This is a genomic window from Leucobacter albus (assembly GCF_039528015.1).
GTDB lineage: Bacteria > Actinomycetota > Actinomycetes > Actinomycetales > Microbacteriaceae > Leucobacter > Leucobacter albus.
Map to the genome: position 1 here is coordinate 714,852 of NZ_BAAAKZ010000003.1, position 15,711 is coordinate 730,562.

The 15,711-nt window shown below is 66.6% G+C and carries 14 protein-coding genes; 9 read left to right on the forward strand and 5 right to left on the reverse strand.

Features of this window, described 5'->3' with window-relative positions; all coding sequences use genetic code 11:
* Positions 1–5: 5 nt before the first annotated feature.
* The 8 genes from uvrC to ABD115_RS06940 all read left to right on the forward strand — a co-directional run bounded on the left by uvrC (position 6) and on the right by ABD115_RS06940 (position 7,464).
* Positions 6–2,024, forward strand: a complete 2,019-nt coding sequence (gene uvrC, locus ABD115_RS06905; protein ID WP_343959547.1) for an excinuclease ABC subunit UvrC — start codon at positions 6–8, stop codon at positions 2,022–2,024.
* A 13-nt stretch (positions 2,025–2,037) separates the two neighbouring features.
* Positions 2,038–2,916 (forward strand): RNase adapter RapZ, encoded by an 879-nt coding sequence (gene rapZ / locus ABD115_RS06910; RefSeq protein ID WP_343959548.1) that lies wholly within the window; start codon positions 2,038–2,040, stop codon positions 2,914–2,916.
* A gap of 58 nt (positions 2,917–2,974) precedes the next feature.
* The gene (gene whiA, locus ABD115_RS06915) at positions 2,975–3,949 is read left to right on the forward strand and encodes a DNA-binding protein WhiA (protein ID WP_343959550.1); all 975 of its coding nucleotides are present in this window, start codon (positions 2,975–2,977) and stop codon (positions 3,947–3,949) included.
* Between the two features lie 83 nt (positions 3,950–4,032).
* On the forward strand, positions 4,033–4,650 hold the full coding sequence (locus ABD115_RS06920; RefSeq protein ID WP_343959552.1) for a superoxide dismutase: 618 nt from the start codon (positions 4,033–4,035) through the stop codon (positions 4,648–4,650).
* A gap of 38 nt (positions 4,651–4,688) precedes the next feature.
* Entirely contained in the window at positions 4,689–5,906 is a 1,218-nt protein-coding gene (locus ABD115_RS06925) for a phosphoglycerate kinase (RefSeq protein ID WP_343959554.1), read from the forward strand.
* A complete protein-coding gene (gene tpiA, locus ABD115_RS06930) occupies positions 5,903–6,727 on the forward strand; it encodes a triose-phosphate isomerase (RefSeq protein WP_343959556.1) in 825 nt (274 codons plus the stop codon). Before ABD115_RS06925 ends, tpiA begins: the two co-directional genes overlap by 4 nt.
* A 101-nt stretch (positions 6,728–6,828) precedes the next feature.
* Positions 6,829–7,077 carry a preprotein translocase subunit SecG gene (gene secG / locus ABD115_RS06935; RefSeq protein WP_343959558.1) on the forward strand — a complete coding sequence of 83 codons (249 nt, stop codon included), beginning with the start codon at positions 6,829–6,831 and terminating at the stop codon, positions 7,075–7,077.
* Between the two features lie 21 nt (positions 7,078–7,098).
* Positions 7,099–7,464, forward strand: coding sequence for an RNA polymerase-binding protein RbpA (locus ABD115_RS06940; protein WP_343959560.1), 366 nt, complete (start codon positions 7,099–7,101; stop codon positions 7,462–7,464).
* 105 nt (positions 7,465–7,569) lie between these two features.
* Here ABD115_RS06940 and ABD115_RS06945 read toward each other — a convergent pair whose 3' ends face one another.
* The 5 genes from ABD115_RS06945 to ABD115_RS06965 form a co-directional block, all read right to left on the reverse strand.
* Positions 7,570–8,085, reverse strand: coding sequence for a PaaI family thioesterase (locus tag ABD115_RS06945; protein ID WP_343959562.1), 516 nt, complete (start codon positions 8,083–8,085; stop codon positions 7,570–7,572).
* A gap of 91 nt (positions 8,086–8,176) precedes the next feature.
* Positions 8,177–9,727, reverse strand: a complete 1,551-nt coding sequence (locus tag ABD115_RS06950; RefSeq protein WP_343959564.1) for a glucose-6-phosphate isomerase — start codon at positions 9,725–9,727, stop codon at positions 8,177–8,179.
* Positions 9,724–10,833 carry a transaldolase gene (tal, locus tag ABD115_RS06955; RefSeq protein ID WP_343959567.1) on the reverse strand — a complete coding sequence of 370 codons (1,110 nt, stop codon included), beginning with the start codon at positions 10,831–10,833 and terminating at the stop codon, positions 9,724–9,726. Before tal ends, ABD115_RS06950 begins: the two co-directional genes overlap by 4 nt.
* A 24-nt stretch (positions 10,834–10,857) precedes the next feature.
* Positions 10,858–12,978 carry a transketolase gene (tkt, locus tag ABD115_RS06960; protein ID WP_343959569.1) on the reverse strand — a complete coding sequence of 707 codons (2,121 nt, stop codon included), beginning with the start codon at positions 12,976–12,978 and terminating at the stop codon, positions 10,858–10,860.
* A gap of 145 nt (positions 12,979–13,123) precedes the next feature.
* Complete coding sequence (locus tag ABD115_RS06965; protein WP_343959571.1) at positions 13,124–14,062, reverse strand: COX15/CtaA family protein; 939 nt, start codon at positions 14,060–14,062, stop codon at positions 13,124–13,126.
* 230 nt (positions 14,063–14,292) lie between these two features.
* On the opposite strand from ABD115_RS06965, the gene sufB reads away from it, so the two are divergent.
* A complete protein-coding gene (gene sufB, locus ABD115_RS06970; protein WP_343959574.1) occupies positions 14,293–15,711 on the forward strand; it encodes a Fe-S cluster assembly protein SufB in 1,419 nt (472 codons plus the stop codon).

Here is a 15,711-nt window from a genome sequence, read left to right on the forward strand (position 1 = left end):
CGCTCATGAGCGAGGATCCGCTTCGCGGGGGAGCGGAGGCCGAGGCCCCCGCCGACCCCCGCGACGCCTTCAAGCCTGCCCAGGGCGAGATCCCCACGAGCCCCGGCGTCTACCGATTCTCTGATCGGCACGGGCGGGTGCTCTACATCGGCAAGGCGAAGAACCTGCGCGCGCGGCTGGCGAACTACTTCCAGCCGATGCACTCGCTCATGCCGCGAACGCGCCGCATGCTGTCGCTCGCGGCGAATGTCGACTGGACTGTCGTAGCGAGCGACACCGAGTCGCTCGTGCTCGAGCACACGTGGATCACGGAGTACAAGCCTCCGTTTAACGTGCAATTTAAAGACGACAAGACCTACCCCTACCTCGCGGTGACACTCGCTGAGGAGGCGCCCAGGCTCGTCATCACCCGCAACGAAAAAATCAGGGGCGCGAAATATTTCGGCCCCTACCCGAAGGTGTGGGCGATTCGCGAGACGGCGTCGTTGCTGCAGCAGGCGTTTCCGATTCGCACCTGTAACGACGCTGACTACCGACGGGCGATGTCGAGCGGCAAGCCGTGCCTCGCCGGGCAGATTGGGCGCTGCGCCGGCCCGTGTTCCTTCACGGTAACCGTTGCCGAGCACCGCGAGCGCGTGAGCGAGCTCGTGGCGTTTCTCTCGGGTAACTACCAGACGCAGTTTCGCAGGCTGCAGCGCGAGATGAAAGACGCCGCCGCCGAGCAGCGATACGAAGACGCGGCGCGGCTGCGCGACCAGGTCGCGGCCGTAGAGCACGTGATGGAGAAGAACGCGATCGTGCTCGGCCACGAGGTCGACGTTGACGCGTTCGGGCTCAGGGTTGACGAGCTTTCTGCCGCGCTGCACCAGTTCATTATTCGCGGCGGGCGCGTGCGCGGCGAGCGTAGCTGGATAGTCGACGTCGAGCTCGACGACTCGCCCGGGCGGCTGCTTGAGCAGGTTTTGCAGACCGCGTACGAGGGCGGGCACGAGCCGCCGCCCGAGGTGCTCGTGCCCGAGCTGCCAGATGGGCTCGCCTCGCTCGAGGAGACGCTCGCGAGGGGGCGCCCGCGCGGTGGAAAGGTGCGGATCCGCACCCCCGAACGCGGCGACAAGGCCCAGTTAATGGACCGGGCCACGCTCAACGCCGGCGAGAATCTCATGCGCTACAAGCTCAAGCGCGCCGCCGACATCACCTCGCGCACCGACGCGCTCGCCGAACTGCAGCAGGCCCTCGACATGCCCGAGGCGCCGCTTCGCATCGAATGTATTGATGTGTCTCACCTGCAGGGCACCGGCGTGGTCGCCTCGCTCGTGGTCTTCGAGGACGGGCTGCCCGCGAAGAGCGAGTACCGCAAGTACCGCATCGAAGACACGACCGACGACACCGATTCGATCTACCAGGTCGTGACGAGGCGCGCGGCGCAGCTGAATCTTGCGAGGGAGGCGGGGGAGCTGCCGAGCGGCGCGTACCGTGCACGCCCGCAGCTCATCATCGTTGACGGCGGCGAGCCGCAGGTGAAGGCCGCGCACCGCGCGCTCAGCGAGGCCGGTATCACCGATATCGCGCTCTGTGGCATCGCCAAGCGGCTTGAGGAGCTGTGGTTACCAGACGACCCGTTCCCGGTGATTCTGCCGCGCACGAGCGAGGCACTGTTCCTCGTGCAGCGCGCACGCGATGAGGCGCATCGCTTCGCCATCACCTTCCAGCGAAAGCGCCGCAGTGAGGCCATCGCCTCGCAACTCGCCGACGTTCCGGGGCTCGGCCCGAAGCGCGTGCAACAGCTGCTTCGGCATTTCGGTTCGGCTGCGCGCTTGCGTGCGGCGTCAGTGAGCGAGATGGCTGCCGTGCCTGGGATCGGGGAGCGCACGGCCGAGCAGATTCTCGGACACCTTACCCGACTCCGAAACCCCGCGCCTGACGCTAAGATTGTCGATGCACAGTCGGGCGCTGACCCCCAGCGCGACATCGAACGAGACTTCGAGCGAGGCACCGAGCCGGGGCACACACCAGTTACCGAGTAAGAGGGAGTAGACGATGAATGATGTCGTGAACGGTCAAGAAATTTTGATCGTGACCGGAATGTCAGGCGCAGGCCGCAGCACCGTCGCGAACACCCTTGAAGATCTTGGCTGGTATGTCGTAGACAACCTCCCGCTGTCAATGGTGAAGACGCTCGCCGACATGGCAGACAAGTCGGGCGGCGCGCTGCCCAAGATCGCTGCGGTGGTCGATGTGCGCGGCCGTGATCTGTTCGCCGACATCCAGGAGACGGTGAAGGAGCTGCGCGTGTCTGCGACGGTTCGCGTCGTCTTCCTCGACGCAGCAGACGACATTCTCGTGCGCCGCTACGAGAGCGTGCGGCGCCCGCACCCCCTGCAGGTCGAGGCGGGCGGGCTGCTCGAGGGCATTCGGCTCGAGCGCGAGCGCTCGCAGGAGCTGCGTGCGACGAGCGACGTTGTGGTCGACACGTCGAACTACAACGTGCACCAGCTGACAACCGCAACGCGCGAAATGTTTTCGTCAGACGACGTCGCTGGCCTGCAACTTACCGTCATGAGCTTCGGCTTCAAATACGGTGCACCGACCGACGTGGATCTCATGGTTGACATGCGGTTCATCCCGAACCCGTTTTGGGAACCCGAGCTTCGTCCGCTCACAGGCGTCGACCCCGCGGTGAAGGACTACGTCCTGAGCCGTGAGGGTGCGACCGAGTTCATCGACGCCTACGTTGCCGCCCTCGCCCCGGTGTTCGCCGGGTTCCAACGCGAGAACAAGCGACACGCATCGCTCGCCGTCGGGTGCACCGGCGGCAAGCACCGCTCCGTGGCAGTTGCCCGTGAGCTCGCAGACCGGCTTGCCAGTCTGCCAGGTGTGAGCGTTCAGCTCCGCCACCGCGACCTCGGTCGCGAGTAGAAGGGGGCGTCGTTCGCCCCCTCTAGTTTGCTATTCACCTGTTTCGAAAGGAATGTCTGTGCCGAGTACCGCCGATGTCATGAGCGAGCTGGTGAAGCTCCCCGTGCAACGGACCGGGGAACGAATGGCGGAACTCGCCACGATCCTGCGCTTGTCTGGCGGCCTACACACGATCAACGGGCGTATTGCCCTTGAAGCTGAACTGCACACCCCGCAGACGGTTCAGCGCGTGCGAAAAGACCTTGCGGAGCTCTACGGCGTGCGCGCCGAGGCCCGCCAGCTGCCCCCCACGAGTGTGCGCCCCGGCGCACCGCAATTCCTCGTTCGCGTGATCGATGGCGAGACGCTCGCCCGTCAGCTCGGACTGCTTGATCAGCGGCGCCGGCCGATCCGCGGCCTGCCCAATCGCATCACCACCGGTGACGCGAAAGAGCTCGCAGCGGCGCTGCGCGGCGCGTTCCTCGCGCGCGGCAAGATCACTCCTCCCGGCCGCACGGTGAGCCTCGAGGTCGTGTGCCCGAGCAGCGAGACCGCAATGGCGCTCGTTGGGGCGGCAAGCCGCATCGGAGTTGACGCAAAGAGCCGCGATATTCGTGGCGTGTCAAAGCTGCTTGTGCGCGACGGCGAGGCGATTGGCACGCTGCTCGGCCTGATGGGCGCCGACGAGTGCCGTGCCGCCTGGGACAACCTGCGCAAGGCGCGCGAGACCCGCGCCACCGCGAACCGGCTCGTGAACTTTGACGACGCCAACCTTCGCCGTTCGGCCGAGGCGTCGGTCGCGGCGTGCGCGCGCGTGGAGCGCGCGCTCGAGATTCTCGGAAGCGATGTGCCCGACCACCTGAATTACGCGGGCAAGCTCAGGCTCACGCACCGCGAGGCAAGCCTCGACGAGCTGGGCGCGCGCGCCGATCCGCCGCTCACGAAGGACGCGATTGCCGGGCGAATTCGCCGGCTGCTCGCGATGGCCGACAAGGCCGCCGAGGACCAGGGCATCCCTGGAACTGAGGCGAGCGTACCTGAGGAACTCGTGTGATCTAGCCAGCAGCGAACACTCGGCACCCCGAGGGTTACCGCAATAGACTGGCGATTGAAACACTGAAGAGAAATGGAGCTGCAATGACCACATACTCACTCCCTGAACTGCCCTACGATTACGCTGCCCTCGAGCCGCACATCAGCGGCAAGATCATGCAGTTGCACCACGACAAGCACCACCAGGCGTACGTCACCGGAGCAAACACTGCGCTCGAGCAGCTCGCCGAGGCCCGCGAGTCGGGTAACCTCGCACCGGTCAACAAGCTGGAGAAGGATCTCGCGTTCAACGTGGGCGGCCACGTGAACCACACGATTTTCTGGAACAACATGTCGCCCGACGGCGGCGGCAAGCCAGAGGGCGAGCTCGCTGCGGCAATCGACGAGTACTTTGGCGATTTCGAGAAGTTCCAGGCGCATTTCACCGCGACCGCGATGGGCGTGCAGGGCTCGGGTTGGGCCGTGCTCGCGTGGGACACGCTCGGCCAGCGCGCAAACATCGTGCAGATGTTCGACCAGCAGGGCAACCTCCCCGCTGGCACCGTTCCGCTGCTCATGCTCGACTGCTGGGAGCACGCGTACTACCTCGACTACCTCAACGTTCGCGCTGACTACGTGAAGGCCTTCTGGAACATCGCGAACTGGCAAGACGTTGCGAAGCGGCTCGAGGCAGCGCGCGCGCAGACCCCCGGCCTGATTTAAGCCACGCGCCACCCAGCACCCGCTCACCCTAAGGAACCATGCGCACACTCGATTCGCTCGGGCCACTCGGCTCGAAAACGGTAATTGTCCGCTGTGATCTCAACGTGCCGCTCGCCACAGATGCGAGCGGCGCGAAGACGATCACCGACGACGGGCGGATCCGCGCCTCGCTCACGACCATTCGTGAGCTGCGCGATGCCGGCGCTCGAATTGTGCCGATTAGCCATCTCGGGCGCCCTGACGGGGCGCCCGACGAGCGGTACTCACTCCGCCCGGTGGCCGAGCGCATGGCCGAACTCCTCGGTGCGGAGGTTGGCTTCGTCGACGAAACCGTCGGCGAAGCCGCCACCGCCGCCGTTGCGGCCCTTGAAGACGGTGATGTGGTGCTGCTCGAAAACCTGCGGTTCAACCCGGGGGAGACGAGCAAGGACGACGCTGAGCGGCGTGGCTTCGCCGCGGCGCTTGCCGAGCTCGGCGACGCGTTCGTCTCTGACGGGTTCGGTGTCGTACACCGGAAGCAGGCGAGCGTCTACGATCTCGCGCAGCTGCTCCCGAGCGCCGCCGGCCGGCTCGTCGCCGCCGAGCTCGAGGTGCTCGAGCGCCTCACCGAAAAGGCCGAGCGGCCCTACGCGGTCGTGCTCGGCGGGTCGAAGGTGTCAGACAAGCTCGGCGTCATCGCCCATCTCATCGAGCGTGTCGACACGCTGCTTATCGGCGGGGGAATGGTGTTCACCTTCCTCGCCGCCCAGGGTCACGCCGTAGGCTCCAGCCTGCTCGAGAAAGACCAGCTCGACACCGTGCGTGGCTACCTGCGCACGGCGTCCGAGCGCGGTGTCACCATCGTGCTCCCGACCGACATTGTCGTTGCTGCTGGCTTTGCCGCCGACGCGGCACACGAGGTCGTCCCGGCGAATGCCATCGAGACGAGCAGCTTCGGCGCGACCGGGCTCGGTCTCGACATCGGCCCCGAATCTGCGGCGGCGTTCGCCAAGGTCATCGCCGAGTCGAAGACCGTGTTCTGGAACGGCCCGATGGGCGTCTTCGAGATGGCGGCCTTCGCTGAGGGCACCCGTACCGTTGCGCGCGCGCTCACCGAGACCGAAGGCTTCACGGTCGTCGGCGGGGGAGACTCGGCCGCGGCCGTTCGCGCCCTCGGCTTCGCCGACGACGCATTTGGCCACATCTCAACTGGCGGAGGCGCGAGCCTCGAATACCTTGAAGGCAAATCGCTGCCCGGACTGGAGGTCCTCGCATGAACGACGCACCCGCACCCGCACCGCAAGCCACAACACAGGTGAAGCGCACCCCGCTGATTGCCGGCAACTGGAAGATGAACTTCGACCACCTGCAGGCCATCGCCTTTGTGCAGAAGCTCGCCTGGAGTCTGAAAGACGCGCAGCACAACTACGCCGAGGCCGAGATCGCGGTCTTCCCGCCGTTCACCGACCTGCGCTCCGTGCAGACGCTGCTGGCAGCCGACAAGCTCGCCGTTGCACTCGGCGCGCAAGACGTCTCCCCGCACGAGGCCGGTGCCTATACGGGCGATATCTCTGCTGCCATGCTTGCGCGGCTCGACACCCGATACGTCATCGTCGGCCACTCTGAGCGGCGCGGCGGCCACGGCGAGAGCGACGAACTCATCGGGCTCAAGGCCAGCGCCGCGAGCGCCGCGGGCATGGTGCCCGTGATCTGCGTTGGCGAGACCGCCGCAGATCTCGAGGAGCACGGCGCCGCGGCGATTCCGCTGCGGCAGCTCAGGGCCGCTCTCGGCAAGCTGCCGGAGGGCGCTGAGTTTGTGGTCGCCTACGAGCCCGTGTGGGCGATCGGCAGCGGTGACCCGGCGACCCCGGCCCAGGCAGAGGAGGTCGCCCTCGCGATTCGAGAACTGCTGCGCACCGAGCGCGGCGATGCCGTCGCAGATACTACTCGGGTGCTGTACGGCGGCTCCGTGTCGAGCCAGAACGTTGCGAGCTACCTCAAGCAGCCCAACGTCGACGGCGCGCTCGTTGGCGGAGCGAGCCTGAAGGTCGACGAGTTCAGCCGCATCGCTCAGTTCCAAAAGCACGTGACCGTCTAGCGCCCGGAGCGCCACGCGCCCGTCGCGGCTACCCGGCGAAACGCGAATACCGGCTATACTGGAGGCTGACTTACTGCGCCTCGTTGTGAAAGGCACCAATTTTGCTCGTACTGAAGATCGCCCTGATCTCGCTGCTCGTGCTGACGAGCCTGCTGCTCATCCTGTTCGTGCTGCTCCACAAGGGGCGCGGCGGCGGGCTCTCCGACATGTTCGGTGGTGGCGTCACGTCGAGCCTCGGCTCCTCAGGCGTCGCTGAGCGCAACCTCAACAGGCTCACGATCATCGTGTCACTCGTGTGGTTCTTCTCGATCGTTGGCATCGGCCTCGTCGAGCGCTTCACACTCATTTAATTTTTCGAAAGCAGGTCACCCGTGGCAGGCAGTAACGCCATTCGCGGTGCGCGCGTCGGATCCGGCCCCATGGGCGAGATGGATCACGGCGTGCGTGCAGAACGTAAGAAGGTCTCGTACTGGGACGCGCTCGGCAACGAGACGGTTCGCTACTTTGCGGCCGATGTCTCAGACGAAGACATTCCCGAGCAGATCGATTCGCCCTCGACGGGCCTGCCCGCCGGGCAAGATCAGCAGAACCCACCGGAGCTCGCGAAGAACGAGCCCTACAAGACGCACCTCGCCTACGTGAAGGAGCGGCGCACCCCCGAAGAGGCCGAAGAGCTGCTCGAGGCGGCGCTGCTGAAGCTCCGCCAGCGCCGAGGCACTGCGAAGCTCACGGCGTAGCGCCAAGCTGCAGCGGCGCGAAGTGCCGCAGTTCGGTCGACCAGACGCACACGAAGAGGCGGCCAGGAGTATCTTCCTGGCCGCCTCTTCGTTGCGCCTGCGTGGTTAGCCCTCCGCGTGCGCCTCAGGCGCCGGAGTCGGGAACACGAGAAACGACCCGCTTGTGGTCGCCAGGAGCGTGCCAGCGTCGTCGGTGAGGGCGCCATCTGCGAACATCACGCGGCGCCCGGGTTTTGTGACCGTGCCCGTCGCGGTGAGCCGGCCGGTGCGCTCGGTAATGGGCCGCAGAAAGCTCACCTTAATTTCAATCGAGGTGTAGCTCATGCCCCTTGCGAGCGTGGAGCCGACGGCGCAGCCGGTTGCCGAATCAAGCACGGTGCAGACCGCGCCCCCGTGCACGGTGCCGAAGGGGTTGTAGAGCGACTCGTCGGGGTCGCACACGAACACGGCGCGGCCCGCCTCGACCTCAGTGAGCGCCATTCGCATGGCCGCGGCTATTGGCGGCCCCGGGAGCTCGCCGTCGCGCATCGCCGTGAGCATTTCGAGCCCCGTCATGCCCCGCTGGGCGATATAGTTCGGGGCGGGGTCTTCCCAGCGGAGTAGTCGCTCGCGTTGCGTCACTGCATCGCTCCGTTCTTGAGTCCAGACGGATAGTTCCGTAAGTGGACGCTAACATGAGCGGGGCGGTAGCGCCACCGCGGGCCGCACCTCGCTAGCGGGCGCAGCCTGCGATGAGCTCTGCGAGATAGCCCTCGACGTGCTCCCGTTCGACGGTGACGACGGCCCTCCCGCGCGCGCGCAGCACACTCGCGTCGCCGCGGGCCTGTGCTCGCATCAGCTCGCCAAAGCGCAGCTCGGCACCGGCCTCGGGGCCCGGGATGACCACGTCGCGCACGGGCACGTCGATGAGCTGCAAGAAGGCGCCCTGCTGCGGCCCGCCCTTGTGCAGTTGGCCAGTGGAGTGCAGGTAGCGCGGCCCGTACGCCGCTGTCACCGCGATGCCGAGCTCCTCACCGAGTGCGGAGCGGAGCCGCTCGAGCTGCTCGGCGATCTCGGGAGCCGTCGGATCTACGTATGCCTGGATTGCGAGGTACCCGTCTGCCGGGGCAACGCGGCGAAGCTCCGCAAGCAGGTCAGAGGCCGCCGGCGGCGATGCTACCGGCGCGGCGGCGCCACCCAACGACGCCCTGGTGGCGATCTTCGCGGCCTCGACGTCTGGCTGGTTGAACGGGTCGACGCCGAGCAGAAAGCCGAGCGCGGCAGTGACGACCTGCCAGAGCAGCAGCTGTGCTCCGAGTGGCGCGGAGACGAACAGCTCGCCGGCCGGCCGTGCATCAGCGCCCGCAGGGGAGCTCAGGCCGAACCCAAGCGATAGCGCGGCGGTGGATCGCGTGCCCGCCGCGCCGACGGGCAGCGCGACCGGAAGTAGCCCGTGCCCCTGCTTGCCCGTCGACTCCGCGACGAGCTGTTCGATCCACAGCCCAAGCTCAGCGGGCAGCGAACCGTCGGGGTGCAGCTCGAGCACGAAGCGCTCGGGCAGGTCGGCGTGCAGCGCAGCAGCGAGCGCGAGCGCGGGGTTTTCGCCTGAGTCGGCGCTGAGGTCGTGGCGCACCGCGGCTGCTTCGGCGATAATCGGCCGGAAGTCGGCCCCGGCGAGCACCGACGGCACAATGCCAAACGCGGTGAGGGCCGAGAAGCGGCCTCCCACTGTGGGGTCGGCAAGAAAGGCCCGCATGCCCGACGCTGCTGCACGCTCCGCGAGCGTCGAGCCGGGGTCGGTGACCACAACGATGCGCTCGGCTGCATCGATGCCGGCACCCGCAAACGCGCCTTCCCACGCTGCGAGGTGGCTGAGCGTCTCGACGGTGCCGCCCGACTTCGAGCTCACGACGACGGCGGTGCGCTGCAGGTCGCCCTCAAGCGCCGCACGCACGGCGTCGGGGTGCGTCGAGTCGAGCACAGAGAGTGCCGGCGCGATGACCAGCGGTGCGAGGCTCGAGCCGCCCATGCCGCAGAGCACGATGCGGTCGATGCCGGCGGCTCGGTACTCGCTCGCGAGCCGCTCGGCGCCGTCGATGAGGTCGAGTGCGGCCCCGGTGGCGTCTGTCCAGCCGAGTCGCACCGCTGCCTCGGCGGCCGCTGCTTCGCCCCAGAGCGTGGCGTCTTTTGCGAAGAGGCGCGACGCGAACCGGGCGGAGAGGAGGGATGTGAGCGCCTCGGCAGAGCCGGGGCGCTCACTCACCCCCGTCAGCGAGATCGTCAATTGGCCGCCTTCAGCGCACCCGCCACGGTCTCGGTGAGGTCGTTCCACGAAGCAACGAACTTCGCAAGCCCCTCGACCTCGAGCTGCTCGGTGACCGCAGCGTAGTCGACGCCCTGGGCGTCGACCGCGTTGAGCACCTGGTTTGCGTCGACGTAGCTGCCGCTGACCGCGTCGCCGCGCACCTCGCCGTGGTCGGCGAGGGCGTTCAGCGTTGCCTCGGGCATCGTGTTGACGGTATTCGGCGCGGCGAGCTCGGTGACGTACAGCGTGTCGGGGAGCGCCGGGTCTTTCACACCGGTCGAGGCCCAGAGGGGTCGCTGCGCGTGTGCGCCGAGACCGAGCAGCAGCTTCGCGCGCTCGCTCGAAAATGCCTGCTCGTAGACCTCGTAGGCCAGGCGAGCGTTTGCCACGCCTGCCTGACTCTTCAGCGCAAGCGCCTCGGGAGTGCCGACCGCGGTGAGGCGGGCGTCGATCTCGGTGTCAACGCGCGACACGAAGAACGAAGCGACCGAGTGGATCTTCGCGAGGTCGTGCCCCGCCGCGCGAGCCCGCTCGAGCCCGGTGAGGTAGGCGTTGATGACCTGGCGGTAGCGCTCGAGGCTGAAGATCAGCGTGACGTTGACGCTGATGCCTGCCGCGATGGTCTCGGAGATCGCCTCGAGGCCCTCTACGGTTGCCGGGATCTTGATCATCGCGTTCTCGCGGTCGACCTTTGCCCAGAGCTCCCTCGCCTGTGCGATTGTGCCCGCGGTGTCGCGCGCGAGACCCGGCTCAACCTCGATCGAGACCCGGCCGTCTGTGCCGCCCGTTGCCGCATAGATACCAGCGAAGATATCGCAGGCGTCGGCGACGTCGGCGGTCGTGAGCTCGGTAATCGTGGCCGCGGCGTCAAGACCCCGCGCAGCGCAGTCTGCGATGCGATCGCCGTAGCCGACGCCCGAGCCGATGGCGTTCTGAAAGATCGTTGGGTTCGTCGTCACTCCGACGACGTCGACGGTGTCGATGAGCTGCTGGAGCTGGCCGCTCTCAATGCGCGAGCGGGAGAGATCGTCGAGCCAAATGCTCACGCCGGCTGCGGTAAGCGCCGCGGTACGTTCGTTAGTCATGTCTGCCTTTCGTGGCCGGGAGGGTCAGTTGGCGAGCGAGTCGTGGGCCGCCGCGACGACGGCGTCGGTGGTGATGCCGAACTTCTGGAACAGCGTCTCGTAGTCAGCCGAGGCGCCGAAGTGTTCGATCGACACCGACCGGCCGCGATCGCCGACGTAGCGCTCCCAGCCGAGCGAGAGCCCTGCCTCGACACTCACGCGCGCGGTGACGGCCGTCGGGAGCACGCTCTCGCGGTACTCGTCGGTCTGCTCAGCGAACCACTCGAGCGACGGCGCCGACACGACGCGTGCGCCGATGCCGTCGGCTGCGAGCCGTTCGCGCGCCTCAACGGCGAGCTGCACCTCGGAGCCGGTTGCGATGAGGATCACGTCGAGCGAACCGGTCGCGCTGTCGGCGAGCACGTAGGCGCCGCGGCGCACGCCCTCGGCCGCCTGCTCGTGCGTAGCGAACTCGCCGCCGCGGGGGAGCACCGGCACGTTCTGGCGGGTGAGCGCGATGCCCGTCGGGCCCGCGTGGCGGGTGAGGATCTCGTGCCACGCGATCGACACCTCGTTTGCGTCGGCGGGGCGCACCATCGCGAGGTTCGGGATCGCGCGCAGCGTCGCGAGCTGCTCGATCGGCTGGTGCGTCGGGCCATCCTCGCCGAGGGCGATCGAATCGTGCGTCCAGACAAAGATGCTTGGCACGTTCATGAGCGCCGCGAGGCGAACCGCCGGGCGCATGTAGTCGCTGAAGATGAGGAACGTGCCGCCGTAGCTGCGGGTCTTGCCGTGCAGCTGGATGCCGTTGAGGATCGACCCCATCGCGTGCTCGCGGATGCCGAAGTGCAGCACACGCCCGTACTGGTCGCCCGTCCAGGTGCTCGTCGAGTGGTTCGCTGGGACGAATGACGCTGCACCGGGGATCGTGGTGTTGTTCGAGCCGGCGAGGTCTGCCGACCCGCCCCACAGCTCGGGCATGATCGGGCCGAGGGCCGCGAGCACCTTGCCGCTCGCTGCGCGGGTTGCGACGCTGTCGCCCGGCTCGAAGGTCGGGAGCGCCTCGAGCGCGCCCTCGGGGAGCTCCTGCGCCTCGACGCGGTCGAACAGCGCCTTGCGCTCGGGGTTCTGGGCGGCCCAGGCGTCGAACGACTCCTGCCACTGCGTGCGGCCGGCCGCGCCGCGCTCGACCGCCTTGCGGGAGTGCGCGATGACCTCGGGGGCAACGGCGAAGTGCTCCTCGGGGTCGAAGCCGAGCGCGCTCTTCAGCCCAGCGAGCTCTTCGGCGCCGAGCTTGGCGCCGTGAATGCCGCCCGTGTTCTGCTTGCCGGGGGAGGGCCAGCCGATAATGGTCTTCAGGATGATGAGCGACGGCTTCGTCGTCTCGGCCTTCGCTGCCTCGATCGCGTCATTCAGCTCGGCGACGTCCTCGACGTAGTTGCCGGTCTTCTTCCAGTCAACCTCGATGACCTGCCAGCCGTACGACTCGTAGCGCATCGCGACGTCCTCGGAGAACGAGATGTCGGTGTCGTCTTCGATCGAGATCTGGTTGGAGTCGTAGATCGCGATGAGGTTGCCGAGCTCCTGGTGGCCTGCGAGCGAGGAGGCCTCGGCGGTGACGCCCTCCTGGAGGTCGCCGTCGCCCGCGATGACGTAGATGTTGTGGTCGAAGGGGCTCGTGCCGGGCGCGGCCTCGGGGTCAAACAGGCCGCGCTCGTAGCGTGCGGCGTAGGCGAAGCCGACGGCAGAGGCGAGGCCCTGGCCGAGCGGGCCGGTGGTGATCTCGACACCATCGGTGTGGCCGTACTCGGGGTGGCCTGGAGTCTTGGAGCCCCAGGTGCGGAGCGCCTTGAGATCGTCGAGCTCGAGGCCGTAGCCGCCGAGGTAGAGCTGCACGTACTGCGTCAGCGACGAGTGGCCGACCGAGAGGATGAAGCGGTCGCGCCCGATCCACTTCGCGTCACTCGGGTCGTGGCGCATCACCTTCTGGTGTAGCAGGTACGCGACGGGGGCCAGGCTAATCGCCGTGCCAGGGTGGCCGTTCCCGACCTTCTCGACGGCGTCTGCCGCGAGCACCCGCGCGGTGTCTACCGCGCGATCGTCGAGCTCTGTCCACTCAAGTCCGTTAGCCAATGGCCTGCCTTTCCCGCAACCAGAATCGGGCATCGTTCGATGCCTCCAGTGCACCCTGCGCGCACACTCTGTAATTCTAGCGACAGCCGCGCGCCGTGGGTGTGCGGCAGGCGACCCAATCTGGCCACTTTGCCTCAGGGAAAGGCCAGCCCGGAGCTCCCGGGCTGGCCTGTGTTGGCTAGCGCTGCTGCGCGACGCGTTCGACGAGCGGGCGCTTGAGCCGGAGCACGGCGACCGTCATCGTTGCCGCGGTGAGCGAGGCCAGCACCATGTGAACGCCAACGAGCACGGGGGGCAGCCCGTTGCGCGCCTGGTACACGCCGACCAAGATCTGGACGATCAGCACCGCGAGCAGCGTGATGGCCCATGCAAGCGGCCGCAGCTTCTGCGCGAACGCCCACACGGCGAGCGCGAGCGCGAGCGCGAAGGCGATGTAACCGGGCCACGCGTGCAGGTGGCTCAGGAGCGTCGCGTCGAATCCGTTGCGTACGACGTTCTCGTCGCCGGAGTGCGGCCCGTTCGCGGTCGTGATCACGCCAAGGATGATCACGACGGCCATCGCGAGGGTCGTGATGTGAGTGAGGATCGCGTAGCCGCGTGGCACGGCGAGCTCGCGAGCACCGCCCGCCTCGTACAGCCTCGCCAGGTATGCCGCCGTGATGCACACGATGATGAGCGAGACCGTGTAGTGGAACCCGACGAGCACCGCGGCGAGCTCCTCCCAGACGATGAAACCGCCGACAACCGCCTGGAGCAGCACGAGCCCGAGCACGAGCCACGAGAGTACGAACAGGTCGCGGCGCGCGTAGCGGATCCGCCATCCAATGACCACAACCGCGAGGGCCGCGAGCAGCAGCGGCCCACTGATGGTGCGGTTACCGAACTCGATGATCGCGTGGTACGACATCTCTTCGGTCGGAACGAGTGAGCCCGGGGTACAGAGCGGCCACTCAGTGCAACCAAGACCAGAGCCCGTGAGCCGCACGGCACCGCCAGTTGCGATGATAAGCACGTTGAGCACGAACGATGCCCACGCCGAGAATCGCAGAAACCGCGGGAGCTGTGGCTGCTCCACGCGCGCGGGGCTGTAATCGGTCACGCTGGTTGCGCCTGACACGGGGTCTCCTTAACTTTTAAGCTCCCAGTGAAACTCGCCAGTCTCGCCCGTTTTTATGCGAAAGGCTGTAGACTCGGAAGCTGTGGTTTAGTGCGGCAATCGAAACGTCTGACGATTAGTGAGCACGTCGAGTTTGTCCGACGCCCAGACTACTGCACCATCGCAGGGAACCGTCCGAGAGCACTTGGGGATTTGGTTCTTGGGAGCGCGAAAAGAGAGAGGGAATGATCATGCCTGAGGTACTGATCGACCGCCCCGAACTCGAAGGCCTTGGCCAATACGAGTTCGGCTGGCACGACAGCGACGAGGCCGGAGAGACGGCCAAACGCGGACTGAGCGAAGAGGTAGTTCGCAACATTTCGGCGCTGAAAAACGAGCCCGAATGGATGCTTGAGCGCCGTCTGAAGGCGCTGCAAATCTTCGATCGAAAGCCGATGCCTACCTGGGGCGCAGACCTCACGGAGATCGACTTCGACAACATCAAATACTTCGTCCGCTCGACCGAGAAGCAGGCGACGACCTGGGAAGAGCTGCCAGACGAGATCAAGGAGACCTACGAGCGCCTCGGCATTCCCGAGGCCGAGCGTCAGCGCCTCGTCGCGGGCGTTGCCGCGCAGTACGAGTCTGAGGTCGTCTACCACCAGATTCGCGAGGATCTTGAGGAGCAGGGTGTGCTCTTCCTCGACACCGACACCGCGCTCAAGGAGCACCCGGAGATCTTTCAGGAGTACTTCGGCACCGTCATTCCGTCTGGCGACAACAAGTTCGCCGCGCTGAACACGGCCGTCTGGTCGGGCGGTTCCTTCGTGTACGTACCGAAGGGCGTGCACGTCGAGATCCCGCTCCAGGCTTACTTCCGCATCAACACGGAGAACATGGGCCAGTTCGAGCGCACGCTCATCATCGCCGACGAAGACAGCTACGTGCACTACATCGAGGGCTGCACCGCGCCGATCTACAAGTCTGACTCGCTGCACTCGGCAGTCGTCGAGATCATCGTGAAGAAGAACGCCCGCGTTCGCTACACGACGATTCAGAACTGGTCGAGCAACGTCTACAACCTCGTCACGAAGCGCGCGATCGCCGAAGAGGGCGCCACCATGGAGTGGGTCGACGGCAACATCGGGTCGAAGTACACCATGAAGTACCCGTCGATCTTCCTCACCGGCGAGCACGCGAAGGGCGAGACGCTTTCGGTCGCGTTCGCTGGCCCCGGCCAGCATCAGGACACGGGCGCGAAGATGATTCACCTCGCGCCGCACACCAAGTCCTCGATTCTCGCGAAGTCGATCGCCCGTGGTGGCGGCCGCTCCGGTTACCGCGGCGAGGTGCGCATCGAAGCGAACGCGCACCATGCGGCGAACTCGGTTGTCTGCGACGCACTGCTCGTTGACACCATCTCGCGCTCTGACACCTACCCCGCGATCGACATTCGCACCGACGACGCGACCCTCGCGCACGAGGCGACAGTCACCCGCGTGAGCGAGGAGCAGCTCTTCTACCTGATGAGCCGCGGCCTCTCCGAAGAGGAGTCGATGGCGATGATCGTTCGCGGCTTCATCGAGCCCATCGCTCGCGAGCTCCCGATGGAGTACGCGCTCGAACTGAACAAACTCATCGAGATGAGCATGGAAGGATCCGTCGGTTAA

What these genes read in the sequence shown, in the direction of transcription:
- uvrC (WP_343959547.1), top strand. Translation starts at nt 6, where the DNA reads ATGAGCGAGGATCCGCTTCGCGGGGGAGCGGAGGCCGAGGCCCCCGCC.
- rapZ (WP_343959548.1), top strand. Translation starts at nt 2,038, where the DNA reads ATGAATGATGTCGTGAACGGTCAAGAAATTTTGATCGTGACCGGAATG.
- ABD115_RS06920 (WP_343959552.1), top strand. Translation starts at nt 4,033, where the DNA reads ATGACCACATACTCACTCCCTGAACTGCCCTACGATTACGCTGCCCTC.
- ABD115_RS06925 (WP_343959554.1), top strand. Translation starts at nt 4,689, where the DNA reads ATGCGCACACTCGATTCGCTCGGGCCACTCGGCTCGAAAACGGTAATT.
- tpiA (WP_343959556.1), top strand. Translation starts at nt 5,903, where the DNA reads ATGAACGACGCACCCGCACCCGCACCGCAAGCCACAACACAGGTGAAG.
- tal (WP_343959567.1), bottom strand. Translation starts at nt 10,833, where the DNA reads ATGACTAACGAACGTACCGCGGCGCTTACCGCAGCCGGCGTGAGCATT.
- tkt (WP_343959569.1), bottom strand. Translation starts at nt 12,978, where the DNA reads ATGCCCGATTCTGGTTGCGGGAAAGGCAGGCCATTGGCTAACGGACTT.
- sufB (WP_343959574.1), top strand. Translation starts at nt 14,293, where the DNA reads ATGCCTGAGGTACTGATCGACCGCCCCGAACTCGAAGGCCTTGGCCAA.